Source organism: Variovorax sp. LjRoot290, from assembly GCF_964253985.1.
Lineage (GTDB): Bacteria > Pseudomonadota > Gammaproteobacteria > Burkholderiales > Burkholderiaceae_C > Variovorax.
On sequence record NZ_CAXURW020000002.1, the window covers coordinates 616,670 to 642,928 of the forward strand.

Consider the following 26,259-nt stretch of genomic DNA (forward strand, 5'->3'; position numbering starts at 1 on the left):
TTCATGCCTTCATCAGAAGGCGGCCCGATAGCTGACTTCGAAGCTGCGCGGTGCACCGACCATGACCTGGTTGTTCGCGTTCGCGCCACTCCAGTAGGCGTAGAGCTTGTCCGTCAGGTTGCGCACACGAAACGTGAGCTCGCCCTTCGGCAACGTCCAGGTCGCATAAGCCGTCGCGGTGGTGAACCCGTTCATGCGCAGCGTGTTGGCGTTGTTGGCGTAGGAGTAGCCGGTTCGGTTGACGCCCGCACCAACTCGCACCGGCCATCCGGGCACCTTGTAGTCGGCCCAGAGGTTGGCCACCGTCTTCGGCACGTTCGGTGGCGTATTGCCGGCCCGCGAAACGTTGCCGGCCTCGATGAGCTGGTCGAACTGCGCATCGACCCATGCCAGATTGCCACTCAGCGTCAGGTCACGCGTGGCCTTCCAGGCCGCAGCGAACTCGATCCCGTGCGCGGACTGCTTGCCGCTGTTGACGGTGAGCGTCGAGTTGCTGAAATCGCGCGACAGCACGTTGTCGAGTTCGATCTTGTAAGCCGCCACCGTGTAGTCGAGCCGCCGATCGAAAGCCGACTGCTTGAGGCCGACCTCGAGCTGCCTGCCCTTCGAAAGGCTGAAGGCACCGTTGGCGGCCGAGAGCAGCAGCAAGTTGCCCGTGCCGACGGGCGCGCTCGCGTTGGTGTACTGCGCATAGACCGAAGTGTCGGGGTCGATGGCGAAAACGACGCCCAGGCGTCCTGATGTCGGCTTGTACTTCTGGGTGAACGACGTGAGGGCGCGGGTGTTCAGATCCAGGTTCTGGCGATCAAGCTTGACGTAGTCCTGCCGCAAGCCGCCCACGATGGTCCATCGGTCGCTGACGGACAGGGCGTCTTCCAGGAAGAGCGAGCTGGTCGGGATCTGTGCGTTGAAGATGCTGCGGTTGCCGGCACCGGCGTAGAGTGCAGGGTTGGCGGCGAAGGCGGCGTAGCTGCCCGGAAAGGTGGCAAATTCGCCGACCGACAATGCATTGTTGGCCGCGGTGGAGCCGTTCGAGAAATCACGATTGGAAGAGAAGTCGGTCTTTGTGTACTCGAGGCCCGCGACAAACCTGTTCTTCATTCCGGCAATGGACGACGTATTGGTGAGATCGAGCCGGTCGGTCAGGATCTGGTGGTCGTGCGTGATGCCGACCAGGTCGCGCACGATGCGCTGGGGCGCGGCAAAGGCGTAGGACTCCGAGTTGCGCCAGGCCCGATCCGCTGTGTAGTAGGACAGTTCGTTGCGCAGCTTCCATTCCGGCGCGATCTGCCAGGTCAGCTTGGTGCGCGTCCAGAGGCTGTGCGCGCTCATCTGCGCATCGTCGACGTTGTAGTTGCGAAATGCGATGCTGCGATCGACCACCCGGCCGGTCGAGTCGCTGACGATGTCGGTCGGCTGCAACGCATAGGTGCGCGGCACCAGTGGGGTTCCCTGGTACGACCGTGCGCTGTCGTTGGCATAGTCCATCGTCAGGTCGAACGTCAGGTCGCGGGTCAATGCTGTGGTGAAACCCATCGTGAGGTTGTCGTAGCGCTGCTTGTTGCGATCGACGTGGCCGTCGGTCTGCTGGTGGCTGTAGTCCAGGCGAAAAGCGCTCGACTCGCCGACGTTCACGCCCAGCCCGACACCGGTACGGGCAGTGCCGAAGCTGCCATAGGACTGCATGGCCTCGGCACCCGGATTGTTGCGGTCGGGCCGTTTGGTCACGAAGTTGACGGCGGCGCCGATCGCGCCTTCGCCATACAGCACCGAGGCCGGGCCTTTCAGCAGTTCGATGCGCTCGTAATTCCAGGTGTCCTGTGGCCGACTCACCATCGAAGCCACTGCGACCCGATCGCCGTCGAACAGGTAGGTGATGAAACTACCGGTGAACCCGCGGGTGGAGGCTGCCGATGGCGAGCCGGGCGCACCGCCTGCGGTCATGCCCACGCTGCCGCGCAGCGCCTCCTCGAAAGTCCGCGCACCGCGCCTTTCCATCATTTCCTGCGTGATCACCTCGGCCGAGGCCGGCGTCTCGCGCACGGTCAGCCCGAGCCTGCTGCCCACCGCAGGCGTTGCCTGCAACGATGGAGACTGATCCTGCTGCGTGGCTGTCACCTCAACGGCTTGCAGGCTCACCTGCGCCAGCGTCGAGGTGCTGACCACCAGAACGACGACGCCCGGGAATGCAATGTGTTTGACCATGGGAGAACCGGAGAAGAAGAAAATGGAAGCGCTGGGCAGAGAGGCACTCGTGGCCACCCGACCGCAGCCGCGCCGCGTGCCGGCAGCTGTCGGTTCACCGACGTACGCTGCGGGGCGACATCAGGAGGTCCGCGAAGGAAGGGGTGTTGGGGGCGCGTCTTCCCGAAGGCCGGGCATGACGGCCGCTTGCGCACTGCGTGCGCGCCTGGCACTCCACGCCCAGATGCCCAGCATGACAACAACCAGCGCAGCGCCGGCGAATGAAAACGCCATGTCGTCGAGTTCGACTTCCGGCAACAACACCTTGGCCACGTTGTAGACGGCTACGCCGAATGAGATGGCAACGATGAGCCAGCCCAGTGTCCGGCGCACGCGGCGCCCTGCCTCCGGATTTTCGATGCCTCGGCCGATTCGGCAGATGATGCGGCCGTCCAGCGTATCGGTCACCATCATCCCTGCCGTAAAGGTCATCCCTGCGAGCAAGGCAGCCCATGCACCGCCGTTCTTGTTGCTGGCGACGTAGCCCCAGGCTGCCGCCTGTGTGGCGGTGTCGAAGACGGTGGCGAACAGCACGCCAATGACCACCACCGACCAGGCACTCGTCTGTTGCCGCAAGCGCGCAGGGATCAGGCTCATTTTCCAGCCGGTCGGCACGTAGGCCTTGTCACTGCGCAGCAGCAGGCGCAGATTGAGGCAACCGACCACGATCAGCAGCAAGGTTGGAATCCATCCGAAAACGGTCACCACAAGGCCCGGGGGATCGAAGTGCAGCGCCAGCTTGCTGACGACCACCGCGATCAGCGTGACCAGCAGGCCGTGACCGAGCGCGAACAAGGTCCCGATGCAACCTGCATGGGCATGCGAATGATTGAGTGCGCGCCAGGTCAGGCCATCGATGCAGGCGATGTGGTCGGGGTCCAACCCGTGCCGCAGGCCCAGCACGAACATCAGGACCAGCCCCGAAAAGGACAGCCACTCGGCGCTCATTCACTGCTCCGCACCGGCCGATCGGCCAAGACCCGGGCCAGTTCGCTTTCGGTGACCACCTGCTGCCGCTCCAGAACCTGCAGCAGCGCGCCGAAGAACCGCTCGTAGTAGTCCCAGGGCGGCTGCGCTGCGCAGTCGAGCCGTTCCCAATCGCCGATCGATTCAATCAGATGCTGGCGGAAGTCCTCCCAGTCGAAGTGGCCCTGCTTGGCCACGGCCAGCGTCAACCCGAAGAGCTGGCGCTGCCAGGCCTCTGCAAAGAACAACTTGCCCTGGCTGCGCGGCGGCGAGTCGGCATGACCCAACATCTGAGAAGCCGCATATTCCTCGAAGCGAGTGAACATGGCCCCCGCCTCAGGTCGCTGCAGGCGGCGCTACCAGCGCGACGCCCATCATCGCCTCCGGCGTGACCAGCGCAGCCAGTTGCTCTTCGCTGAAGCCGTCGGTGTTGGCCGGCCGCTCGGGCACGACGAACCAGCGGATCTGCGCGCTGCTGTCCCATACCTTGACTTGGGTGTGTTCGCTCACCGGTACGCCGAACTCGCGCAAGACCGCGCGCGGCTCGCGCACGCCGCGGGCGCGGAACACCGGATCCTTGTACCAGTACGGCGGCAGCCCAAGCACCGGCCACGGATAGCAAGAACACAGCGTGCAGATGATCAGGTTGTGCACACCCGGACTGTTGGCCACCGCGGCCATGTGCTCACCCTCGGCGCCTTCCATGCCCAATGGCAGCTGAAGTTCGGCAATGGCCTGGGGCGTGTCGGCGAGCAGGCGCTGCTTGTAGGCGGGATCGACCCATGCCCGCGCAACGATGCGCGCGCCGTTGAACGGTCCCGCGATCTTCTCGAAATGATCGAGCACTGCGTCGACCGAGTCGCTGCCGATCACGCCTTTCTCGATCAGCAGGGCCTCCAGCGCGCGCACCTTCGCTGCACTCACCGCTTCGCGCTCGTCGTTGTACTTGAACAGATCGCTGCTCATGGCGTTTTCTCTTCCTCGGGCGTTGGGGATTGCAGGTAGACCTCGAAGAGGTCGGCGTAGATCGTCGTGTTCGGCTCGCACAGGTCGGGGCCCCAGATGTCGCGGGCGTCGAACGCGATGCGGTATACCGGCATCGGTCCTTCCAGCCCGTCCGGCCCGGTCGAACAGAAATACTCGAACGCACCCGGGTACACCTCCCAGACAGTGCCCTTCTTGTTGCGCAGATAGCCGGGTAGCCGCGTGTGGTCGGCCGCCGCGGGGTCAGCCACGCGCACCATCTGGCCGGCCGTGAACCGCGGTGCATGCGGCAGCGGCCGCAGGCTGGAGTCGCCATGCAGCAGGTAGTCGACCACCTGCCGCTTGATCGGTTCGCTCGGACGCTCGGGCAGCGGCGCGTCAGGCTGGGTGCGGTAGTGCGCAGTCAGCCGGGCCAGCTCATCGGCGGTGATGTAACCCTTGTCGACGAAGAACTGGCTGATGCCCATCAGCCATTTCTCGTAGTAGCGGAACTTGAAGTACTCGAAGGGCTGCATGCCCTCGGCACCGGTGCGCAGCGAGGCCCAGGTCCAGGTGTCCTTGAACGTGGACGGCAAGGTGGCCATGGCGTACTTCGGCAATGCATCGGCGAGGTGGGCGCTCTCGGCCATCATCACGGTGTGGATGCCGAAGATGCGCTTCTCCCAGTCCTGCACGAAGACGCGGGGTTCGAGGTTGACAGGCCCGAGGTTCTCGAGGCCGCCCAGCGCATGCTGGAGTTTCATGGGTGCTCCGTTTCAGATTCGGCGGCAGGGGCCGGCATCCATTTAGGTTGAATCGCCAAGCATCCGAGGAAGCCCTCGCGCAAGGCGTCGACTGCCAGTTCCCGCCCGATGAAGACCAGCTTGCTGCGGCGCGGCTCGTCGGGGCCCCACCGCCGCCCAGGGCGCGCATCGAGCAGCATGTGCACGCTGTGACAGTGGAATTGGCGCGCCTCGCCGTTGAAGTGAAGCACGCCCTTCGTGCGCATCAGCCGTGCGCCTTCGCTCTGGACCAGCCGGTTCATCCAGCGGCTGAACCGCTCCGGGTCGATCGCGCCGTCGGTTTCCATGCAGCACGAGCTGATCGAGGTGTCGTGCTCGTGGTCATGCGCCTCGCCGTCCAGCAAATCGGGCTCGATCGACAGCACGTGTGGCAGCGAGAAACGCTTCGCGCCCAGCAGCTCCGCCGCCGGAACCTGTGCGCGTTCCGTGCGGATGAGATACGCGACCGGATTCAGCCGGCGCAGCTCGCGCTCGAGCCGTTCCAGCTCTTGCGGGCTGGCAGCCTCGACCTTGTTGAGCACGACGACGTCGGCGAAGGCGATCTGCTCGCGCACGATGTCATCGTCGACGTGGAGCAGGATATGGTGCGCATCGGCTACGGTAACCACCGACTCGAGCTCCACCCGCTGCAAGAGGGCCGCATCGGCGAGAAAGCTCTGCAGCACCGGTGCTGGATCGGCCAGGCCGGAGGTTTCGATGATCAGCCGCTCGACCGGGCGTTCAGCCCGTTGCAGCAGTTCGTTCACCGCCTCCGTCAGGTCCTTGCGCACCGTGCAGCAGACGCAGCCGTTGGTGATCTCGATCAGCGGCTGGTCATCTGCGACTATCAGCTGCCCGTCGATGCCGACCTCGCCGAATTCGTTGACGATGATGCCGATGTAGGTGCCGCTGCGCTGCGCCAGCAGGCGGTTCACGAGCGTGGTCTTGCCCGCCCCGAGAAATCCTGTGACGACCGTGACGGGGATCTTGGCGGGAGCCATGCCCGTCCGCACTACCGTTCCGACGCGGCGAGTGCCGCGGCGGGGGGCAGCGTCTCCGTCGCTGCAATCGGCTCGCGCATGTCGAGGCCCCGGCGGTCACGGATGCAGATCGCCCCTACAACCAGCGTGAGCAGCGATACGGCAATCGTGTAGACGAGGCCTCGGAAGATGTCGCCACTGCTCACGACCATCGCGGTGGCGATGAAAGGCGCGAAGCCTCCGATCCAGCCATTGCCGAACTGCAGAGCTACAGAAACACCGCTGTAGCGCACCTGCGTCGGAAACTGCTCGACGAGGAACGCGCCCATCGGCCCGTACACCATGGTCGCGAGCAGAACCAGCACGAACAGCATCAGCACGACCATGGGTGCATCGACACGCGCCGGATCGGCTGTGAGCGGCATGCCGCGCTCGACCAGCACGCGGCGCAGTGCCGCTTCATCGAAACCGGTCAGCGTCGTTTCGCCCACCACGAACCGCAACTCGCCCACCTGCGGCAGCAGCGTGTACGGCACGCCTTGCGCCGCGAGAAACGAGCGGGCGCGCGTGCAAGGCTTGGTCGCCTTCGGCTGGAACAGCTGGCCTACGAAGGACTGGTCCTCGCGGCAGTCACCGCCTTCGATGACGACCTGGGTGCTGGCGCGGAACTCCTGCTGGGCGGGGTTGCCGTACTTGGCCATGCCCTGGAAGAGCGGCATGAACAAGATTGCGGAGAGCAGGCAACCGGTCAACATGATCCACTTGCGCCCGATGAGGTCGGACAGCCAGCCGAAGAGCACGAAGAATGGCGTGGCTAGCACCAGGGCGATCGTGAGGTAGGCGTAGGCGGATTGCGGCGGCAGCTTGAGCGTGGCGGTAAGGAACTGCAGGCTGTAGAAGTGCGCGGTGTACCAGATCACCGCCTGGCCGGCCACTGCGCCGAAGATCGTCACCAACACGATGCGCAGGGTCCGCGGGTCGCCGAAGGTGTCCTTGACCGGGTTTCGCGAGCCCCTGCCGTGCGCCTTCATCTCGAGGAACACAGGCGACTCCTCCAGCCGCATGCGAACATAGAGCGAATACGCCAGCAGCCCGATCGACAACAGGAACGGTACGCGCCATCCCCACATCGCGAAGGACTCGACGGACATCGACGAGCGCAGCAACATGATCACGCCCAGGGAGACGAGCAGCCCGATGGTGCCGGTGATCTGCAGCCAGCTGGTCATGAAGCCCCGGCGCCGCGGATCGGAATGCTCAGCGATGTAGGTGACCGCGCCGCCGAACTCGCCACCGATCGCCAAGCCCTGCACAAGACGCAGCAGCACCAGGATTGCGGGTGCAGCCCAGCCGATGGTCTCAAACGTGGGGAGGAACCCAATGGTGGCGGTGGCGACGCCCATGATCATCATCGTCACCAGGAAGGTTTTCTTGCGCCCGACCAGATCGCCCAGTCGCCCGAAGACGATCGCACCGAAGGGCCTCAGCACGAAGCCTGCGCCAAAGGTCGCGAGCGACGCGAGGATGGCCGCCGACTCATTGCCCTTGGGAAAGAACAGCCCGCCGAAGAACACGGCGAGGCTGCCGTAGATGAAGAAGTCATACCACTCGAACACGGTGCCAAGTGCCGCGGCGAAGACCACACGGCGCGTTTCACGCGAACGCTCGGGCGTTGCGGGGGATGTCTCGACTGTTGTCGTCATGTCCATACTCCTTGATGTATGGCGGGCGGGCGTCAAGCGCCGCTCCGGTTGTCGATGCGAGCGATGAAGTCGCGCAGGATCGCATTGAAGCGCTCGGGCTGCTCGAGCATCGGGAAGTGCGCGGCGCTGGGCACCAGCTGCAGTATCGCGCCGGGAATGCCGGCGGCAAGCGCATGCGACTCCGCCGGCGGCGTGATGGCATCCTCCTCGCCGCAGACGACGAGCGTCGGCAATGCCAGGCGCGCGAGCTGCGCGCGGCTGTCGGCTTCATTGAGCGAGACGATGGCCTCGCGAGCGACGAATTCCGGCGTCTGCGCTACCTGTTCGCGCGCAAACGCCAGCAGCTCGGCCGAGGCGGCGGAGCCGAACGAGCGGTCGATCACCGCCTGGCTCGCCGCGGCAACGCCGAGGCCATCGATGGCCTTGAGGACATTCTTCACGCTGACGTCGGGGCCGAGTCCGTGCGGCGTGGCGCCCACCAGCACCAGCGCGCGCAAACGGCTTGGGTGCGCGAGCGCGAAACGCTGGGCGATCGTGCCGCCCATCGACAGCCCCACGAGGATGGCATCATCGAGACGCAGCTTGTCGAACAGCAGCACGAGGTCGTCCACGAACGCGTCGATCGTGTAGCGGCGTGAGCGCGGTGATGCCGAGCGGCCATGGCCAGGCAGATCGGGCACCACCAATCGGTGGTCACGCGAGAACGCGCCCACCTGCTGGCGCCAGAACTCGCCGGTCGTGGTGTAGCCGTGGCAAAAGACGAGTGCCGGGCCGTGGCCCGCCACGCGCACGTGCATGTCTCCGATTGAAATAATGTCGTTCATGTGCATTTCCAGGTGAAAGGGTGGAAGCCGCTGCGCCGCTTCGAATGCGAGGCGGAGGGCACAGAGCAAATCCGGGGCCAGCTCGGCGGACGGTCTTCGCGATTGCGCCAAGTGCTTGATTTGCTTGGATAAATGCTCACCACGGCTTCCATTGACGGCCTGGAGCACATGCCTTAGTCTCAGTATTGAGTCCTAACGTCGCAATCACGAGACGAGAAATGCCCTTTCCCGAATGGTTCGGCTCCGGCCAGAACGAGGCCGAGTTCCTGCGCCGCGTGCTCGACCACGTGTCCGATTGCCTGGTGGCGGTCGACACCAACGGCCGCGTCGTGCTCATCAATGCGCCCTACTGCCGCCTGCTGGGCGGCCCGCCGGAAGACTTCATCGGCCGGCACATTACCGACGTCGTCTCTCCGCAGACGCGCCTGCACCATGTGGCGCGCGGCGACATCACCGTGACCATGATGCCGCTCGAAGTGCGGGGCCACCAGTTGCTCGCGCGGCAGGTGCCCGTCTATCAGGACGAGCGAATCATCGGCGCGGTCGGCCTGGCGCTGTTCTCCAACATGGCGGCGCTGAAGAAGGCGGTCGCCGTCGTCGGCGACCAGGGGCGCGCCATCCAGAGCCCGCTCACGCCATGGACCGCGCGCTACGGGCTCGACGACATCCTGGGCCAGGGCGCCGGGATGGATTCGGTGCGTGCGGCCATCGAGCAGGCCGCGCCGCTGTCGCTGCCGGTGCTGGTCCAGGGCGAGACCGGCAGCGGAAAGGAACTGGCGGCCAATGCGATCCACGCGCTGTCGCCGCGCGCCAGGCGGCCGTTCGTGTGGGTCAACTGCGCTTCCATTCCGGAATCGCTGATCGACGCGGAGCTCTTCGGCTACGAAGGCGGCGCCTTCACCGGGGCGCGGACGCGCGGCAAGCCGGGCAAGTTCGAGTTGGCGAGCGGTGGCACGCTGTTCCTCGACGAGATCGGGGACATGCCGCTCAACTTGCAGGCCAGTCTGCTGCGCGCGGTGCAGAACCAGGAGATCGTGCGGGTGGGCGGCGTCTCGCCGATCCCGATCGACACGCGTGTCGTCTGCGCCACCCACCGCGACCTTCAGGAGCGGGTTGATGCCGGCCAGTTCAGGGCCGACCTGTACTACCGGCTCAATGTGCTCGGCGTGCACATGCCCGCGCTGCGCGAACGCGACGACCTGGAGTGGTTGGCCGAACAGCTGCTCGAGCGCATGGCGCTGCGCGAAGGCCTGCCGCGGCGCCGTGTGCCCCCATCTGTTCGCGCGCGATGGCTGGCCTTCGATTGGCCGGGCAACGTGCGGCAATTGGAAGCCGCGCTGCTGCGCTTCCTGCTCTCTGGCGAAGCAGGGCTGCCGGATCAGCCTGCCGCAAAGCGCCCCCAGGCCATTGCCGGCCGGCACGGAACGCCGCCAGCGACCACCTTGCAGTCACATCTCGATCGCGAGCGCGATGCCTGCATACGAAAGACGCTCGCGGAGACTGACGGCGACAAGGACGAGGCCGCGCGCCGGCTGGGCATTAGCCGTGCAACGCTATACCGGGAGCTTCGGCGCTCACCTGCCTTGTTTTAGCGACCCCACGCTGGGCTTGAAGAGTTCAAGGCCGAGGCGATCAAGCAGAACACCGGGCGTGGTCATAAGGCGGTCAATGTTTCGGCGGCAGGGTCGCCGAGTTGCCGATGTCATATTCCGCTGAACCAGTTGTATCCCTGGTCTTCCCAATAGCCCCCTGGATTCGTGTTGGTCACGAAGATCGCGGTGACGTGTTTCGCGCTCTTGAATCCGAGCTTGGTCGGCACACTCAGCCGCAGTGGGAAGCCGTGCGCCGTCGGCAGCGCTTCGTTGCCAAAGTCGAGCGCCAGCAACGTCTGGGAGTGCAGCGCGCTGGCCATGTCGAGACTCGAGTAGTAACGGTCGGCACATTTGAAGCCGACGTAACGCGCCGTCATGTCGGCGCCGATGCGCTGCAGGAAGGTCTTGAGCGAGACGCCGCGCCAATCACCGATCGCGCTCCAACCCTCGATGCAGATATGGCGCGTGATCTGCCCGGCTTGCGGCAGCGTGCGCAGGCGCCCGGCGGTCCAGGCCGTCTTGTCGGCGACGAGTCCCGAGACTTCAAGCCGCCAGCTCGACAAGTCGACTTGGGGCGCGTCGAACTCTGGGTAGAACGCGTTGAACGGGAACGGCTTCGTGACCTGGCTTGCCGCATAGGTCGGCGCGAGGCGGCTGCCGCTGAAGAGGCGGGCCTGCACGCGGTCGTTCCAGCGCGACAGCGCCCACAGGACCTTGTCGACCTGGTCGTTGTCCTGCAGGTTGCAGCCGGACAGCATCGAGAGCGCGCCAATCGACAGCGACGAACGCAGCAGCAGCCGTCGCTCGAGGTTCACGAGTTGCGTCTTGTGATCGGAGAGCTTGATCATGATGCGGTACGGTGAGAGGCCCGCGCACGTCCGATGACCATCGGCAGCAGCGTGCGCGGCACGAGGAGGACGAGCAGCAGATGGATCGCGATGAAGCCGACGATGCCGGCCATTGCCGCGAAGTGCACCTTGCGCGCGAGATCGAAGCCACCAAAAAGGCCGACCAGCCATGCCAGCTGCACAGGCTTCCAGATCGCCAGCCCCGATGCGACGACGAGCACGCCAAACAGCAGCACGATGACATAGGCGAAGCGCTGCACCGCGTTGTAGCGGCCGACTTCATGCGATAGCCGTAACGTCAGCGCACGTCCGGTGTCACGCAGCAACTCGCTGGCGCGAATCGGGAAAAACTCGCGACGGAAGTGACCGCTGGCGATGCCGTAAAGCGAGTACAGCAGACCGTTCGCGACGAGCAGCCACATCGCCGCAAGGTGCCACGCAATGGCGCCACCGAGCCAACCGCCGAGCGTCGCCCAGGCGGGGAATTGGAATGGCAGGATCGGCGACGCGTTGTAGATCGTCCAACCGCTCATCAGCATGCAGGTCATCGCGAACGCATTGACCCAGTGGGCGGTGCGCACCGCCAGCGGATGAATCATCGTGCTCTTCATCTTCACATCGGCGGCGTCACGCCGTCCTTGCCTGCGGAGATGAAACTTGCGGACAGGCTTGAATCGGCTTCCTTCTTCGCGAACAACACGACCTTGGTGCCCACCGCGAGCAGCGAGCGGTCGCCGGGCTCGAGGTTGACGATCGGCACGTCATCCGGCACGACGATCTTCTTCTCGCCGCCCTTGTACTTGAGAGTCAGGGTACGGCCGTTGGTCGCGACCAGGTCGCCGACCGTGCCGTTGGTCATGGTGCTTTTGGGCGCCAAATCCCACGCACGGTGACCATCCCCGGTGCCCGCCATCGCGGGCGGGAAAACATGCACTTCAAGCGCTTTCAACGAACCGTCGGGCAGCGGAGTCGCCGCCGTTCCGATGTAGCTGCCGGGCTTGATGTCGCTCAGTTTGGCGAGCGTGACCGCGCGAACCTGCGTGTTGCTGTTGATCTTGACCGTCAGATCTTCGCCGCGATTGGTGTGGACTTTGATCGCATCGTCGCTGACGGCGGTGATCGCGCCGCGCACGCCCACCGGCGGCGGCGTCTGGGCGTGCACGGAGTAGCTGGCGCCGAGCAGGCCAGCGCTCATCAAGGTCGGGAGGGCGAGGGTCCGAAGGAGTTTTCCGAATCTGGTGTTCATGGATGAGCCATAGAGAATGAAGACAGGCCACTCTAGGGATCACCCATGCTCATGGGCATGACATTCGGATGACAAAAAAGTCATGAAGCGGCGCCGCACCGCGAGAGAGAATGGCAAACGCACTCCTATGAGCATCCTTGTTATCGAAGACGACCCGAAGACGGGCGACTACCTGAAAAAGGGCCTGAAGGAAAGCGGCTACGCCGTGGACCTTGCACGCACCGGAACGGATGGGCTGCACATGGCGCTTGAACACGCCTACGACCTCGTCGTGCTTGACGTGATGCTGCCCGGCATCGACGGCTGGCAGATCATGCAGGCCTTGCGCGACAAGCGGGATCTGCCTGTGCTCTTCCTCACCGCGCGCGACCGCCTGGACGACCGCATCCGCGGCCTTGAACTCGGCGCCGACGACTATCTCGTCAAGCCCTTCTCGTTCATAGAACTGGTACTGCGCATCCGCACGCTGCTGCGCCGGGGTATCGTGCGCGAAGCCGAGTTCTACGAGTTCGCCGATCTGAAGGTTGACGTCCTGCGCCGCAAGGTCACTCGCGAAGGCAAGGAGATCGCGCTGACAAACAAGGAGTTCCTTCTGCTCCAACTGCTGATCAAGCGGCAAGGCGAGGCGCTCTCGCGCACGCTGATCGCCTCCGAAGTGTGGGACATGAACTTCGACAGCGACACCAATGTCGTCGACGTCGCGATCAAGCGTCTTCGCACGAAGATCGATCAGCCGTTCGAGAAAAAGCTGATCCATACGGTGCGCAGCATCGGCTATTCGTTCGGCGACACGCCATGAGGTGGCTGCCGCGATCGCTGGCAGTGCGAGCCACCTTGCTGCTTGCCCTGATCACGTGCACGGTCACCGGCATGCTCGGCGCCTACTTTTTTTACTCCGCGCGGTCGGCGATCACCGAGCAGCTTGACACGCGGCTGATCGGTCGCGTCGAGCACTTCCGCCGCCTGGTGGGCAACGTGCAGACGATCGCTGACCTGCACGAGCGGCCGTCGCTGTTCACGGCCATGCTCGGTGCCGAGAGCGACGTGCTGCTGCTGCGCCGCCCCGGCGAGGCGCCTTTCATCGACGTCAACCCCCGCCGTTTTCCGGTGCCCGGCGCGCTCGCCGCAGTAGCGGCCGATCGCGATCTGGCGATCGGGAACGTACTGGACATCCCGATGGCGGATGGCGTGCCGATGCATTGGGTCGCGGCGCTCGCGCGCTCGGGCCGCAATGGCGAAATGGTGGAGGTGGTGGCCGGCCACCCGCTGACCAACGAGGTGAGGATGATTCACGCCAACCGAGATCGCGTAGTTCTCAGCGCCCTCGTCGCGATGCTCGCTTCGACCATTCTTGCGTATCTGGTGCTGCGGCACGGCTTAAGGCCGCTGCACCGGGTTGCCGGCAAGGCGGCCTTGATCAACCCGATCAATCTCGCCGTGCGGCTGCCGGAGCATGACGCGCCGCTCGAAGTGCAGCATATGGTCGTCGCGTTCAATGCCATGCTTGACCGCATTGCCACGGGTTACGAACGTCTTTCGCAGTTCTCGGCCGATCTGGCGCACGAGATCCGGACTCCCATTGGCGCGCTGATCGGGCAGACGCAAGTTGCGCTGCAAAGGGCCCGCAGCGACACCGAGTACCAGTACTTGCTCGAATCGAACCTCGAAGAGCTGAACCGGTTGCGCCAGATTGCGGAGAACATTCTGTTCCTCGCGCAAGCCGACCATGCATCGCTGACGATCGAGCGAGCTCCGATTGCGCTGCACGGCGAGCTTGAGAAGATTGCCGAATACTTCGAAGGCCCGGCCGATGAGAGCGGGCTTCGGTTCGACGTGCGAGCCAGCGGTGTGGCCTTCGTCAATGCCGCGCTGTGCCGGCGTGCGGTCAACAACCTTGTCGTGAATGCAGTACGCCACGGCACACGGGGGACGACCGTGCGGCTGATCGGTGCGCAAGACGGCGACGTGGCAACGATAGCTGTCGAGAACGAAGGGGTGCCGGTCCCGCCCGAACAGCTCGGGCGCCTGTTCGACCGTTTCTACCGAGGCGACGCAGCACGCAGCTACACCGAATCCAACGGCCTCGGGCTCGCGATCGTCAAGGCGATCGTGGCATTGCACGGCGGCGAAGTGCGCGCCTCATGCCCTATGCCCGGCTTGATTCGCTTCGAGTTGCGTTTTCCCGCGATGAGGGGTTGAGTGCCGCAGGTCCCCTGGCGTTGACTCCGTCGGTGCCCAGCAACGGCTGGCAATCACGCAGGCTAAAAAGGCAAGAGGAACAGTGATCAAGGCAGGCGGATCTATCGGGAACACAGGGCTCGCGTGTCCAAGCACCTTGACCCAGATCGCCGGACCAAGCACCGTCAGCAGCAGCGAAGACAATAGCCCCACGCTTCCCCCTACCACCGCACCGGTGGCTGTTAGGCGATTCCAGTAAATCGCAAGAACCAGCACCGGAAATGTCGACGAGCAGGCGATCGAGAACGCCAAGCTGATCATGTAGGCGACGTTCTGCCCCTTGAACGCAATGCCGAGCGCAATCGCAAAAAGGCCCAATGCGATCGTGGCAACACGCACGATTCTGATTTCCTCCCGAGCATCGGCCGTCTTGTGTCGAAACAGTGCGCCGTAGATGTCGTGGCTGATCGCCGAAGCGCCAGATAGAGTCAGGCCAGCAACAACCGCCAGGATGGTGGCGAACGCGACGGCAGAAACAAGTCCGAACATGATCTCGCCGCCAAGGATGTGGGACAGATGCAGTGCAGCCGTATTGCTGCCGCCGATCAACAAGCCTTTCGCGTCCATATATTCCGGATGCGTGCGAAGCAATGCAAGTGCGCCGAAGCCGATGATGAAAATCATGGCATAGAAGCAGTTCATGAAGATGGTTGCCCAGAGAACCGAAGTGCGTGCAGCCTTGGCATCGGGCACAGTAAAGAAGCGCATGAGCACATGAGGTAGCCCGGCGGTACCAAGCATCAGCGCAATACCGAGCGAAAGCCCCGACAGCGGATCCTTGGCAAAAGACGTCGGCGAGAGGATTGCGTCCTTTCCTGGGTGCACTTCGACCGCCTTGCGAAGCAAGGCGCCCATGCTGAAGCCAAACTGCTTCCATACCAGGAACGTGATTGCCCCTCCAACGCACAGCATCAACACGGCCTTGATGATCTGAACCCACGTCGTGGCCATCATCCCACCAAAGACGACGTAGAGCACCATCAACACACCGACGAGCACGATGGCGAGGGTGTAGTCGATGCCGAAGAGCAATTGAATCAACTGCCCGGCGCCGACCATCTGGGCGATGAGGTAGAACGCGACAATGATCAGCGAGGCGCACGCGGAAAATACCCGTATGGCACTGCCGTCGAGTCTTGAACAAACGACGTCGGTGAAGGTGAATTTCCCCAACTGTCGCAGCTTTCCCGCCATCAGAAACACAACGATCGGCAAGCCCGTCGTGTAGCCAATGGCGTAGATCAGGCCGTCGAACCCGCTCGAGAAGACCAGCGCGGTCAAACCGAGAAATGCGCCAGCAGACAAGGCATCGCCGGTGATCGCCAGTCCGTTCTGGAATCCCGAGATGCGTCCTCCCGCCGCGTAGAAGTCGCTGGTCGACGACGTTCGCCGCGCCGCCCACCATGTGATGGCGAGCGTGATCGAAATCACTGCGAGGAAAAGCAATACAGAGGTTGCGGAGGGAGAGCCAATGGCCCCTCCCGCCGCCAACGCGTGGGTCGCCGAAGCCGAAGCTGCGAACGCAGCGACCAATTTCTTCATATCAGGCATCCATCCGATTGGTTCGAACAACGTAGATGACGGTCAACACGATCCCGCACAGGATCACGAGGAGACCGAAAGCGAATGCGAAAGGGATGTCGAGCACAGGCACCGTGAACGCCATTCCTCTCGCGTTGAAGCAGCACATCAACACAAACGTAAAGTAGACAAGAACCTGCACGGCGGTGAGCGCCAGGCCGAAGCCCAGCGATTCGCCGCCTCCATCGTTGAGGTCGCGACGCATGAAAATCTCCGTCAAGTTGATTCGATCCGGGCGCAACCATATCGATGCGGCCGAGGTGGAAGAAACGATTAATTTCGATGAGACCAATCCGTTGTCCAGATGCCTGATGAAGGTGCATTGCTTGCACCAACGCGGACGGCCTCGTGTGCTCTGAGCTAGAGCGCCCCCGTCAGGAACTGAGCCTCCCCAAGGCCGAAGGACCAGTCCGCGTCCTTGTTCTCCACGAGGCTGACCACCACGTCCTCCGCGCGCAGGCCACAATCCCTGCGCAGGTTGGTGACAAGCAGCCGGTAGAAGTCTGTCTTCTGCATGTCGGATCGGGGCCGGGTGACAACGGTCAGCAGCACCACATTGTTCGAACGCGGAAGATTCAGCCCTGTGTCGTGGATCACGAGTTCATTCGGTCGATGCTGCGTGACACATTGATAGCGGTCGGAGAGCGGCACCTCGAACGCCTCCACCATCGCCATGTGGGCGCTGTCGAGGAGCGCTCGAAGCTGCTCGTCGTCTCGTCCTTGAATGACGTCGAACTTCAAGAGTGGCATGTGCGGACCTCTCAGCCGCAGCGGCGCACGTTGTTGATGATGTCCTGCGCTTGCCGGGCGGTCCGGCGCACGACATCGGCGGCCGACGGGATGTCGGCGATCAGGCCAATGGCCTGCCCCACGGTGACATTCGCGCAGTCGTAGTCGCCGGACTCATGCGCCGCCTCGACGGCGCGCAGTTCCGATTCACGCAGGCTCCGAAGCGCCTCTTCGTTCCCGTGCCAGCGATGAATGAAGTCGTTGCGCATGAGGCGGCCGGTATATTCCTTTGGCCAGGCCTTTCCGCGCACGATGTCATACACGGAAGTGCGAATCGTCTGCGATCCGCGCGCCTGCGTCACGCGAGCCTTGGCGTTCGGGTGGATGAGGGCCTCTTGGGTTGCCCAGAAGCGGCTTCCCATCAAGACTCCGTCGGCACCAAGCATCAATGCAGCCGCCAGACCGCGTCCGTCTGCGATGCCTCCAGCGGCGAGCAAAATTGTCTCCGGCCCCTTCACTGCCAGGTAGTCGGCGACTTCGGGGATGAAGGTCATCGTGGTTTGCCGGTCGAAGCCGTGTCCCCCCGCCTCTGTCCCCTGCGCCACGACGACAGCCGCGCCGACGTCGAGTGCGCGCTGCACGTGCTCAAGCGTCTGCACCTGGCAGATCAGCGGAATTTTCGCCGCATGCACTCTTGCGGCGAAGGGCTCGGGATCGGAGAACGAGAGCATCAGGCATCGCGGCCGGCGCGCCAGCGCCCTGTCGAGCAGCGATACATCCCGCGCCATCGACCAGGTGATGAAGCCGCAGCCAATGGACGCATCGCCAGCCAGGTCGAATTCGCGCTCCAGGACTTCGTGACTTCCGTATCCGCCGCCCAGGAGGCCGAGTGCGCCGGCATTCGACACCGCCGCGGCGAGCACGCCGCCAGAGGCAGGGTCCATGGGCGCAAGAGCGATCGGATGTTGCAGGCCGAACTTTTCGGTGAAGCGATTGGTGAGCATGGGTCTCCTCGACATGGGGTGGTGGAAGGCCCGGATGCTAGGAAGCCGATCAAATCCTGGGAAACGATTTGTTTTGATGCCGACAATCTGAGAAATAGATTGCTCGCCAGACATCTTGGCGGTGCCGACGGGGCGTCCCGCTGCCGCATGCACCTAGGGCTAACCATGGGCGAGATCCCATAAAAACTGCCTACGATGCCCCTCGGTGGGGCGCGTTCGCACCATCTGCTCGCTAAGCCCGTTTTTTTGCAGGTACAGATCTTGCGCAAGCAACCTGCTGACTGAAGTCGGTGGCTTTTTTGATCTGATTTGGAGATGCATATGGAAGTTGGCGATCTCACAACGTTCGCTGCGGTGGCTCGCTGCGCAGGCATCACCAAGGCAGCCAAGGAGCTTCACACGGTCCAGTCCAACGTCACCAGCCGCATCAAGGCGCTCGAGGACGAGGTCGGCGTGCCGCTGTTCGAACGTCACAGCCGCGGCGTCGCCCTCACCAGCGCAGGGATGCGCCTGTTGCCTTACGCATCTCGTGCAGTGGCACTGTTGCAGGAAGCGGCTGCCAACGCGCGCGACGACGGCCAGGCCAGAGGGCCGCTAGTGATCGGCTCCATGGAAACAACCATCGCGGTGCGTCTGCCGGAAGTCCTGGGTCAGTTCAACGCCCGCCATCCGGCCGTCGAGCTGGTCGTGCGCACCGGGCCCACGGCCGAGCTGATCCAGAGCGTCATAGACAACGAGGTGGACGGCGCATTTGTTGCGGGACCGATCGATCACCCCCGGCTGAAGGCCGAGAAGATCTTCGATGAGGAGCTGGTCCTGGTCACGTCGCGGCGCTGGCCTCACCTCGCGGCTCTGCGCAATGAGACAGCGCCGCTGACCGCACTCATGTTCCGAGCCGGCTGCTCATACCGTCAGCGCCTCGAGCAGTTGCTCGTCCAGCTCGGCCGCCCGTCCTATCGGCGGCTCGAGTTCGGAACGCTGGAAGGCATTCTGGGCTGCGTCGGCGCCGACGTCGGCGTCACCCTGCTGCCTCGGTATGTGGTCGCAAGGTCGTTTGCACACGAGCGCTTGGTCGTGCACGAAATCGATGCCTCGATCTCCCGCGCGCCAACGCTGCTCGTCACACGTCGAGACGCCTTCGAGTCAACCGCGATGCGGATGTTTCGCGAGTGCCTGGCGCGTCCGACACTGCGCCAGCTTGGCGATTTTCCGGTGAGCGACATGTTTGAGCCAGTGGCTGCTCAGTGAGCGAGTTGGTTTGGCTCGTTCTACACTCGTGAACTCGCAGGCCTCCTCGTCATCGAGGAAAGGCTTATCGACTGTTGAATGCCACAGAAAATTGACCCTCTAAACGCAGTAATTTCCGTCTAAGACTGACCCACGTAAAACCCTACCCTGCTCATTTTTTAAGCAGGGGATCCTAGGAGTGATAGACGTGGCGACATTGAGTGTCATCAGACGCTGGGCCCTACGCGAGCAGATGTCCATCCGCGAGATCGCAAGGCGTACAGGCCTGTCTCGCAACACCGTAAAGAAGTACCTGCGGGCCGGCGAAGAAGAGCCGCGCTACGCCAAGCGGGCGAGCTCGAGAAGGCTCGATCCCTATGCCGACAAGCTCTCGACCTGGCGCGCGGAAGGCGCACTTCAGCGCTCGGCTTCGCTCACCGCTCGGCGAGCACCGCTGCCAGAACACGCATACCCTGATCGATCTCCTCCACCTTCAGGCTGGCATATCCCAGGATCAGTCCAGCCGGCCGGGGTTGCATGCGCGACGGCGGCTTGGCGAACAGCGGCGACACCGGGTAGACACCCACGCCCTTGCTGCGGGCAGCAGCCGCCAGCGCGGGCTCGTCCTGCGGCCGCAGGAATGGCAGCCAGAGCACCACATGCAGCCCGGCCGCCGCGCCGATGACCGTGGCGCTCGCAGGGAGGTGGCGCGCAATGGCCTCGAGCAACGCCGCCCGGCGACGCTCGTGCTCGCGGCGCGTGCGCCGCACGTGACGCTCGTAGGCGCCGCTGTCGATCAGCGACGCCAGCACACGCTGCTCCAGCACAGGCGCATGGCGGTCGGCCAGTCGCTTGGCCTGCCGGAACACCGGCACCAGTTCAGGCGGCAGCACCAGGTAGCCGAGCCGAAGCTGCGGCGACAGCGCCTTGGAAAAAGTGCCTATGTAGATCACGCGGCCATCGCTGTCCACCGACTGCAGTGCGTCGATCGGGCGCTGGCCGTAGCGAAACTCGCCGTCGTAGTCGTCCTCCACGACCCAGGCGTGGTGCGTTCGTGCCCAACGGAGCAGCTCGAGGCGCCGGCCGATCGGCAGCACACCTCCCAGTGGAAATTGGTGCGAAGGCGTCACATAGGCCAGGCGGGTGCGATCGTCGTTTGGCAGCATGGCGGTGTCCAGGCCTTGGGCGTCCACCGGTATTGCCAAGGCCTCCGCGCCGGTGGCCTCGAAGCACCGACGCGCCATCAGGTAGCCGGGCTCCTCGAAGACGAAGGCGTCGCCGGGATTCAACAGGAGCCGCGCGCACAGGTCGATGGCCTGCTGTGAGCCGTGCACCATGAGGATCTGCTCGGCATCGCAGGCCAGGCCCCGCGCGCGCCGGAGGTATCCCTGCAGGGATCGGCGCAGCGACGCATCGCCTTCGGGCGCGACGTAGTAGAGCCGGCGTTGATGGCGCAGCAGTTCGGCCTGGTAGGCACGCCGCCAGGCCAGCGCCGGAAAGTCGCGAGAGGCCACAGCGCCGTACAGGAAGTCGATGCGGCAAGGTTCCGCAGGAGCAAGCCCGGGCATGTCGATCGCCGCCAAGCGACAACCGAAGGCCGAGAGAGTCGGTGCAGTCCTGCCGCGCTGCTTCGGCTTCGTATCGGGACGCTCGGGCGCAGCCAGCGGACTTGCGACACGGGCAACCCGCCCGGCCGACGTGGCAAGAAAGCCCTCGGCCGCAAGCTGCTCGTAGGCGGCGGTGACGATGGTGCGCGACACCCCCAAATCTGCCGCCAGGGCACGCGTGGACGGCACCTGCGCGCCTGCGGCGAGCGTCCCGTCGGCGATCTGGGAACGCAGCAGGTCGTAGATGCGGCGTCCGGCCCTGTCGGCACCAGAACTTGGGCTTAGCGGCGTATGAAACTGGTCCATGCAAAAGGAATGGAACTGGACCTTCCCATTGTGCCGGTTCCGCGCGACAGTACCAGCTGCCCACACCATTCCCACCTTCCCCCGATGTACATCCCCACGCACTTCGCCGAAACAAGACCCGAGGAACTGACCCGCATCATCCGCGAGCATCCGCTGGGTGCGCTGGTCACGCAAGGGACCGCGGGCCTGGACGCCGATCACCTCCCCTTCGAGTTCGATCCCGATGTTGGAGCACATGGCTTGCTCTCGGCGCACGTCGCTCGCGCCAACCCGCTGTGGCAGCGCTGCCCCACGGGAACTCCGGTGATGGTCATCTTCGGCGGTGCCCAGGCCTACATCTCGCCCAGCTGGTACCCGTCCAAGCAGGAGGCGCACCGCCAGGTGCCGACCTGGAACTACGAGGTGGTGCACGCGCACGGCGTGCTCACCGTGCATGACGACGAGCGCTTTGCGCGCCGCATCATCGCGCGCCTGACGCGGCGCCACGAGGCGGCCGAGCCGAAGCCCTGGAAGATGGGCGACTCCGCACCCGAGTACATCGACAGCATGGTGCGCAACATCGTGGGCATCGAGATTGCCGTCACCTCGCTGGTGGGCAAGTCCAAGCTCAGCCAGAACAAGGAAGCGCGTGACCGCCTCAATGCCGCAGAAATGTTGAAGGCGCGCGGACGCGAGGAACTGGCGGGATTGATGCGCCATGCCAGCGGAACGAGTTAAGGCCGACACAAACCCATGTACACATCCACCTTCACTTTCGCAAAGGGCCAGTTCGACGACGAGTTCCACGCTTTGGACAATGTCATTGCCCAGATTGCCAGATCCATCCCCGGCTACCTGGGCGAAGAGAGCTGGGAGAACCATGCAACAGGACTCATCTCGAACGTGTACTACTGGAAAACCATGGACGCACTTCAGGAACTCATGAAGCACCCGGCACACATCGCTGCGAAGCAGCGGCAAGCGCACTGGCTCAAAGGCTATCAGGTCGTCATTGCGCAGGTCGTCCGTTCCTATGGCGATGGCGGCATTGCGCACCCGCTCGCTGACGCAACGCAGTCAGCACCTCATGTCCGCTGAATTTCGGCAGTCTTATGAACAGCGACGGAGTCGATCGAATGCGGCGTCTGGATCGCGGAGTGGAGAATCATATGGCCTGGATGCTTCTGCTTGTCGCCGGTCTTCTTGAAGTGGGTTGGGCCATTGGCCTGAAGTACACGGATGGATTCACCAGGTTGTGGCCAAGCATCTTCACGGTCGCTGCCATGGTCATCAGCGTCGTGCTGCTGGGAATCGCCATGAAGTCCCTACCCGTTGGCACCTCCTACGCCGTCTGGGTAGGAGTCGGGGCCGTCGGCACAGCAATCCTCGGCATCATCCTGTTCGGCGAACCCGCAGCGCCCGGTCGGCTGCTCAGCCTGGGGCTCATCGTCGCCGGTATCGTCGGCCTCAAGCTGGCAAGCTCGGCGTAGTCTGCTTGGGTGCAGGTGCAAGCCTCCGAGTACGCGTGGCTTGCCTGCATCATCAACGCCGTGCATCGCAAGCACGTTCGTGGCCAGATCGATACCAACATGAGCAATGGCCATGGGATCCAACGGAACTCGCATCAATAGTTCCGCCCCACAAACCTTCTGGAGATACTGAGAATGGAAAAGCACCCGTCTGCAATCAAGCCGGAATCGTGGCTCGTCACGGCAGGCCGCTCCCCCGAGCCCGGCGCTCCGTTGAGCGTACCGCCAATCCCAGCTTCGAACTTCATCATCGGCAGCGGGCGCGAGTATTCGCGTGATGATGGCACCCCGACCTGGGAAGCACTCGAGGAAGTTGTCGGCGGGCTTGAGTCCGGCAAGGCCGTCGCGTTCGCCTCCGGCATGGCCGCCATTGCCTCAGTGTTTGATCAGCTTGCGGCTGGTGCCGTTGTCGTGCTGCCAGATGATTGCTATCAAGGTGTTGCGGGCCTGGCGGCAGCGGGCGCTGAAAGAAGGCGTTGGTCGGTGCAGCGCGTTGCAGTGGACGATACAGCCGGTTGGATTCACGCCTGCGGCGTCGCTGACCTGATTTGGCTTGAGTCGCCCTCGAACCCCCTGCTGACCGTAGCGGACCTGGAGGCGATCTGCGCAGCTCCACGCAAGGCCGGAGCGATCGTGGCAGTGGACAACACCTTCGCCACTCCTTTGAATCAGCGCCCGCTTGACTTCGGTGCCACGGTGTCTCTGCAATCGGCAACCAAGTTCATTGGCGGCCACTCCGATCTACTGGCAGGGGTCGCCACGACAACAGACGACGCGCTGTGGCACGCCCTCAGGAAATCCCGCGAGCTGACTGGCGCGACACCAGGAACGCTCGAAGCTTTCCTTGCCGTCCGCGGCGCGAGAACTCTCGCGCTTCGCTTACAGCAGGCCCAACAAACAGCCATGGTGCTTTCAGAGCGGCTTGAGGGGCATCCGCTGATCACCCGTGTCCGGTATCCAGGCTTGCCCTCACATCCGACGCATAGTACTGCCAAGCGTGTGCTCAAGGGCTTCGGAACCATCATTTCGTTCGATATGCGTGGAGGAGCTGGTCTTGCTGACAGCATCTGCAAAAACGTCAGGCTCATCCGTCATGCCACCAGTCTCGGTGCCGTGGAATCAACGATGGAAAGAAGAGCTGCGATCCCGGGACAGGGCCACCTTCCACCTTCGCTCCTGCGGCTCAGTGTCGGCATCGAGGATGCGGACGATCTCTGGGACGACCTCGACTCGGCTATACGTTCTGCTTCACCATGACTCTGTCGATAATGGTGCAGCGCGGCGATCGTAGCCCGGACGGCTGATCGGCCCCATGGGAGGTCGGCTGCCAACTCGATCACGCACACAACTACTAACCACAGAACACCATGGCGATCGAAACACTTGACCGGCCGCTGCGGTATTTTCTGTGCATAGCGGAGCTCGGCTCGCTATCAAAAGCTGCCGACAAGCTTGACCAAACACAGTCCGGATTGAGCAAGCAATTGGCTGCGCTCGAATCGAACCTTGGTCAATCACTGTTCGTTCGAACGGGACGCGGGGTTGAACTCACCGAGGCCGGCACGAGACTCTATGACGCCCTGGCGCCAGCCTTCAGAGAAATCGATCGGGCTGTCGACAGCGTACGCCGGCAAGGAGTCACTCACGGCACCGTCCGGCTGGCGACGGTCCATACGCTCAGCTACTACTTCGTCGCCGAAGTGGTTTCGCTGTTCGTCAGCACGCACCCGGATGTGAATCTCTCGCTTCTGAGCCGCAGTTCGCCCGAAGTCGTAGCTTTGGTCGACCAAGGCAAGGCGGATCTGGGGTTCGTCTATGACTCTGCAGTGGACTGCGGTACCTTGACATCGAAGTCGCTGTTCGAGGACGAAATGGCATTGATCGTCCTCGATGACAGTCCTCTGAACACACCCCAGGACCTGTCTATCCTCAATCTGCGCCTGGTCGGCTTTCCGGCTCACTACGCGCTCAGACGGATGATTCATAGCGCTGGGTTGCAAGCTACCTATGTTGCCGAAGCAGAAACCATAGACGCCATGCTCAAGCTTGTTTCCTCCGGCGTTGGCAATTGCATACTGCCGTCACGGATCCCCGAAAAGCTACTCGCCGACTACGGGCTTCGCAAGGTTCACATCGAGCGACCTGCGTTACGTCGCCGGGTGGTAGCGATCTCCAAGACGGCCAAGGCGATGACGCCCCTGACCTCTGATCTCCTCGTTTGCGTCTTGCAGGTCGCTGAACAACTGCAGCGTGAGCAGCCGGAATAGCTGATATGAGACCGCCTTCATTGGCGCTCACGACTTTGCACAAACAGAATCGCACCAGCTTCTGAAGCTGTCCTGCTGCGAAAGTTCCTGCTCCTCTAGGAGGATTTCACCGCAGACGTCGTGCTCCTGAGCCGCGAATGCAGCGATGCCATCGCGTTTGCATCTGTCCGCTCGATGCAGGGCCCGAGCGACTTGCTGGACTCGAAGTTGAAAGGAACTTGTGATGACCTCCGCAGCCAATCAGGCAACCCGCTCAAGGCGGCAGTACGTGACCGCTGGCCTGGCGAGCATGATGGGCACAACCATTGAGTGGTACGACTTCTTTCTCTATGGCACCGCAGCGGCGCTGATCTTCAACAAGATCTTTTTCCCGTCGATCGACCCATTGACTGGAACCTTGGCTGCGTTTGCGACCTACTCGGTCGGATTCTTCGCGAGACCCCTCGGCGGCATCATCTTTGGCCATTTCGGCGACCGAGTTGGTCGCAAATCGATGCTGCTCATCACACTGTTCCTGATGGGCATACCAACCATCCTCATTGGCCTGATCCCTTCGTATCACAGCATCGGCTACTGGGCAGCAGTGCTGCTTGTTCTGATGCGCTTCCTTCAAGGCCTCGCGGTCGGTGGCGAGTGGGGAGGCGCGGTGCTTATGGCCGTCGAACATGCTCCAGAAGGGAAGAAGGGGTTCTTCGGAAGTTTGCCGCAAACAGGTGTCGCACCGGGTCTGATTCTGTCGTCGCTTGCAATGGGTGCGGTCACTCAGCTCCCGGAGTCAGACATGTTGAGCTGGGGCTGGCGCATCCCATTCCTTGCCAGCGTCTTCCTCTTGCTTGTGGGCTGGTTTATTCGGGTCAAGGTGGCCGAATCGCCGGACTTCGAGCATATGGAAACCAAAGGAGACAAGGTGGAGGTGCCCGCTCTTGTGGTTCTGCGCCAATACCCAAAGGAGGTTCTCGTGGTGGTGGGCGGCCGCTTGGCGGAGGTCACCTGGTTCTACACTGTCGTCACATTTTCTTTGGCCTACGCATCTGGAACGCTAGGCATTCCACGAGCATTGATGCTTGACGCAACCGTATGGGGCGCCCTGCTTGCATTGTTCACCATGCCGATCTTCGGGGTCCTCGGCGATCGGGTGGGCTTCAAATGGATCTTCCTGGCCGGATCCGTGGGTATCCTCGTCTTTGCACCCGTGTTCTTCTCGCTCCTGCAGACCCTCGATGCGCGGTCAATCACCATGGCCGTCGTCATCGCTATCGGAGTGGTCTACGCATCTTTGTACGGTCCCGAAGGCGGCCTGTTCTCCGCCCAGTTCCCCCCTGAGGTTCGCTACAGCGGCATTTCCATTGCAGTCCAGGTGTCGGGTGCCATCGGCGGCGGACTGGCCCCCATAGTCGCGACTTCATTGCTCGCCTATGGAGGCGGTAGCCCCCGATACATCGTGTGGTACCTCAGCGCGCTTGGCGTCGTTGCGATCGTCAGCTCGCTCTTCATGCACGGCCCCTCTAAGTTCTCGGTCTTGACAAGAGCATCTCAACCGGCCCGGTCGTGAGCGATTCACAGGTCGGCGCGCGAGGTGGTCGTCGATACTTTCGATTGTTCGTCTGGCCACTATCGGCTGCAACCGCACCCATTGCTTCACAT

Annotated in this window: 27 protein-coding genes and 1 pseudogene; 12 read left to right on the forward strand and 16 right to left on the reverse strand. The window is 63.3% G+C overall.

All coding sequences use genetic code 11. The features are described from left to right. Window positions 1-12: 12 nt before the first annotated feature. The 8 genes from ACSQ9A_RS31870 to ACSQ9A_RS31905 form a co-directional block, all read right to left on the reverse strand. Window positions 13-2,205: a TonB-dependent receptor gene (locus ACSQ9A_RS31870; protein WP_436306851.1), complete on the reverse strand. Its 2,193-nt coding sequence runs from the start codon at window positions 2,203-2,205 to the stop codon at window positions 13-15. Between the two features lie 120 nt (window positions 2,206-2,325). Beyond that, window positions 2,326-3,153: a hypothetical protein gene (locus ACSQ9A_RS31875; RefSeq protein WP_436306852.1), complete on the reverse strand. Its 828-nt coding sequence runs from the start codon at window positions 3,151-3,153 to the stop codon at window positions 2,326-2,328. Window positions 3,154-3,188: 35 nt separating this feature from the next. After that, window positions 3,189-3,536: a nitrile hydratase accessory protein gene (locus ACSQ9A_RS31880; RefSeq protein ID WP_436297719.1), complete on the reverse strand. Its 348-nt coding sequence runs from the start codon at window positions 3,534-3,536 to the stop codon at window positions 3,189-3,191. 10 nt (window positions 3,537-3,546) lie between these two features. Continuing rightward, window positions 3,547-4,176 carry a nitrile hydratase subunit alpha gene (gene nthA, locus ACSQ9A_RS31885; RefSeq protein WP_436306853.1) on the reverse strand — a complete coding sequence of 210 codons (630 nt, stop codon included), beginning with the start codon at window positions 4,174-4,176 and terminating at the stop codon, window positions 3,547-3,549. Continuing rightward, window positions 4,173-4,937, reverse strand: coding sequence for a nitrile hydratase subunit beta (gene nthB, locus ACSQ9A_RS31890; protein WP_436306854.1), 765 nt, complete (start codon window positions 4,935-4,937; stop codon window positions 4,173-4,175). Before nthB ends, nthA begins: the two co-directional genes overlap by 4 nt. After that, on the reverse strand, window positions 4,934-5,956 hold the full coding sequence (locus ACSQ9A_RS31895; RefSeq protein ID WP_436306855.1) for a CobW family GTP-binding protein: 1,023 nt from the start codon (window positions 5,954-5,956) through the stop codon (window positions 4,934-4,936). The genes nthB and ACSQ9A_RS31895 overlap by 4 nt, the downstream gene beginning before the upstream one ends. An 11-nt stretch (window positions 5,957-5,967) precedes the next feature. Then, entirely contained in the window at window positions 5,968-7,638 is a 1,671-nt protein-coding gene (locus ACSQ9A_RS31900) for an MFS transporter (RefSeq protein WP_436306856.1), read from the reverse strand. A 32-nt stretch (window positions 7,639-7,670) separates the two neighbouring features. Further along, window positions 7,671-8,630, reverse strand: a complete 960-nt coding sequence (locus tag ACSQ9A_RS31905) for an alpha/beta fold hydrolase (RefSeq protein WP_436306857.1) — start codon at window positions 8,628-8,630, stop codon at window positions 7,671-7,673. Between the two features lie 50 nt (window positions 8,631-8,680). Here ACSQ9A_RS31905 and ACSQ9A_RS31910 point away from each other — a divergent pair, with 50 nt between their 5' ends. Further along, the gene (locus ACSQ9A_RS31910; protein WP_436306858.1) at window positions 8,681-10,054 is read left to right on the forward strand and encodes a sigma-54 interaction domain-containing protein; all 1,374 of its coding nucleotides are present in this window, start codon (window positions 8,681-8,683) and stop codon (window positions 10,052-10,054) included. Between the two features lie 110 nt (window positions 10,055-10,164). On the opposite strand, the gene ACSQ9A_RS31915 is transcribed toward ACSQ9A_RS31910, so the two are convergent. Genes ACSQ9A_RS31915 through ACSQ9A_RS31925 form a run of 3 tightly spaced genes read right to left on the reverse strand, consistent with a single transcriptional unit; the run spans window position 10,165 to window position 12,148 of the window. Further along, window positions 10,165-10,902, reverse strand: coding sequence for a molybdopterin-dependent oxidoreductase (locus tag ACSQ9A_RS31915; RefSeq protein ID WP_436306859.1), 738 nt, complete (start codon window positions 10,900-10,902; stop codon window positions 10,165-10,167). Next, a complete protein-coding gene (locus ACSQ9A_RS31920) occupies window positions 10,899-11,513 on the reverse strand; it encodes a cytochrome b/b6 domain-containing protein (RefSeq protein ID WP_436306860.1) in 615 nt (204 codons plus the stop codon). Before ACSQ9A_RS31920 ends, ACSQ9A_RS31915 begins: the two co-directional genes overlap by 4 nt. A gap of 2 nt (window positions 11,514-11,515) precedes the next feature. Then, complete coding sequence (locus ACSQ9A_RS31925) at window positions 11,516-12,148, reverse strand: DUF5666 domain-containing protein (protein WP_436306861.1); 633 nt, start codon at window positions 12,146-12,148, stop codon at window positions 11,516-11,518. 127 nt (window positions 12,149-12,275) lie between these two features. Here ACSQ9A_RS31925 and ACSQ9A_RS31930 point away from each other — a divergent pair, with 127 nt between their 5' ends. Next, a complete protein-coding gene (locus ACSQ9A_RS31930) occupies window positions 12,276-12,947 on the forward strand; it encodes a heavy metal response regulator transcription factor (protein ID WP_436307743.1) in 672 nt (223 codons plus the stop codon). After that, on the forward strand, window positions 12,944-14,347 hold the full coding sequence (locus ACSQ9A_RS31935; RefSeq protein WP_436306862.1) for a heavy metal sensor histidine kinase: 1,404 nt from the start codon (window positions 12,944-12,946) through the stop codon (window positions 14,345-14,347). The genes ACSQ9A_RS31930 and ACSQ9A_RS31935 overlap by 4 nt, the downstream gene beginning before the upstream one ends. On the opposite strand, the gene ACSQ9A_RS31940 is transcribed toward ACSQ9A_RS31935, so the two are convergent. Together ACSQ9A_RS31940 and ACSQ9A_RS31945 are read right to left on the reverse strand one after the other, a co-directional pair. Continuing rightward, window positions 14,288-15,928: a sodium:solute symporter family transporter gene (locus ACSQ9A_RS31940; RefSeq protein ID WP_436306863.1), complete on the reverse strand. Its 1,641-nt coding sequence runs from the start codon at window positions 15,926-15,928 to the stop codon at window positions 14,288-14,290. The two genes, ACSQ9A_RS31935 and ACSQ9A_RS31940, sit on opposite strands and share 60 nt — an antisense overlap. A 1-nt stretch (window position 15,929) precedes the next feature. Next, window positions 15,930-16,172 carry a DUF485 domain-containing protein gene (locus ACSQ9A_RS31945; RefSeq protein ID WP_436306864.1) on the reverse strand — a complete coding sequence of 81 codons (243 nt, stop codon included), beginning with the start codon at window positions 16,170-16,172 and terminating at the stop codon, window positions 15,930-15,932. On the opposite strand from ACSQ9A_RS31945, the gene ACSQ9A_RS31950 reads away from it, so the two are divergent. Then, window positions 16,171-16,326: a hypothetical protein gene (locus ACSQ9A_RS31950; RefSeq protein WP_436306865.1), complete on the forward strand. Its 156-nt coding sequence runs from the start codon at window positions 16,171-16,173 to the stop codon at window positions 16,324-16,326. The genes ACSQ9A_RS31945 and ACSQ9A_RS31950 overlap by 2 nt on opposite strands. 1 nt (window position 16,327) lies before the next feature. Here ACSQ9A_RS31950 and ACSQ9A_RS31955 read toward each other — a convergent pair whose 3' ends face one another. Further along, window positions 16,328-16,717 carry a tautomerase family protein gene (locus ACSQ9A_RS31955; RefSeq protein WP_436306866.1) on the reverse strand — a complete coding sequence of 130 codons (390 nt, stop codon included), beginning with the start codon at window positions 16,715-16,717 and terminating at the stop codon, window positions 16,328-16,330. An 11-nt stretch (window positions 16,718-16,728) separates the two neighbouring features. Further along, entirely contained in the window at window positions 16,729-17,700 is a 972-nt protein-coding gene (locus tag ACSQ9A_RS31960; protein ID WP_436306867.1) for an NAD(P)H-dependent flavin oxidoreductase, read from the reverse strand. Between the two features lie 321 nt (window positions 17,701-18,021). On the opposite strand from ACSQ9A_RS31960, the gene ACSQ9A_RS31965 reads away from it, so the two are divergent. Beyond that, window positions 18,022-18,948 (forward strand): LysR family transcriptional regulator, encoded by a 927-nt coding sequence (locus ACSQ9A_RS31965; protein ID WP_436306868.1) that lies wholly within the window; start codon window positions 18,022-18,024, stop codon window positions 18,946-18,948. 178 nt (window positions 18,949-19,126) lie between these two features. Then, window positions 19,127-19,375 (forward strand): annotated as a pseudogene (locus ACSQ9A_RS31970) (helix-turn-helix domain-containing protein); the annotation flags it as partial. On the opposite strand, the gene ACSQ9A_RS31975 reads toward ACSQ9A_RS31970, so the two are convergent. After that, complete coding sequence (locus tag ACSQ9A_RS31975) at window positions 19,362-20,840, reverse strand: PLP-dependent aminotransferase family protein (RefSeq protein ID WP_436306869.1); 1,479 nt, start codon at window positions 20,838-20,840, stop codon at window positions 19,362-19,364. The pseudogene ACSQ9A_RS31970 and the gene ACSQ9A_RS31975 overlap by 14 nt on opposite strands. A gap of 84 nt (window positions 20,841-20,924) precedes the next feature. On the opposite strand from ACSQ9A_RS31975, the gene ACSQ9A_RS31980 reads away from it, so the two are divergent. The 6 genes from ACSQ9A_RS31980 (at window position 20,925) to ACSQ9A_RS32005 (ending at window position 26,167) form a co-directional block, all read left to right on the forward strand. Continuing rightward, window positions 20,925-21,557, forward strand: a complete 633-nt coding sequence (locus tag ACSQ9A_RS31980; protein ID WP_436306870.1) for an FMN-binding negative transcriptional regulator — start codon at window positions 20,925-20,927, stop codon at window positions 21,555-21,557. Between the two features lie 15 nt (window positions 21,558-21,572). After that, the gene (locus ACSQ9A_RS31985; protein ID WP_436306871.1) at window positions 21,573-21,917 is read left to right on the forward strand and encodes an antibiotic biosynthesis monooxygenase family protein; all 345 of its coding nucleotides are present in this window, start codon (window positions 21,573-21,575) and stop codon (window positions 21,915-21,917) included. A 71-nt stretch (window positions 21,918-21,988) separates the two neighbouring features. Further along, window positions 21,989-22,309: a quaternary ammonium compound efflux SMR transporter SugE gene (gene sugE, locus ACSQ9A_RS31990; RefSeq protein WP_436306872.1), complete on the forward strand. Its 321-nt coding sequence runs from the start codon at window positions 21,989-21,991 to the stop codon at window positions 22,307-22,309. Window positions 22,310-22,483: 174 nt separating this feature from the next. Further along, window positions 22,484-23,605, forward strand: a complete 1,122-nt coding sequence (locus ACSQ9A_RS31995; RefSeq protein WP_436297708.1) for a trans-sulfuration enzyme family protein — start codon at window positions 22,484-22,486, stop codon at window positions 23,603-23,605. A 116-nt stretch (window positions 23,606-23,721) separates the two neighbouring features. Continuing rightward, complete coding sequence (locus tag ACSQ9A_RS32000) at window positions 23,722-24,615, forward strand: LysR family transcriptional regulator (protein WP_436297850.1); 894 nt, start codon at window positions 23,722-23,724, stop codon at window positions 24,613-24,615. A 223-nt stretch (window positions 24,616-24,838) separates the two neighbouring features. Continuing rightward, window positions 24,839-26,167, forward strand: a complete 1,329-nt coding sequence (locus tag ACSQ9A_RS32005; RefSeq protein WP_436306873.1) for an MFS transporter — start codon at window positions 24,839-24,841, stop codon at window positions 26,165-26,167. Window positions 26,168-26,259: the final 92 nt, after the last annotated feature.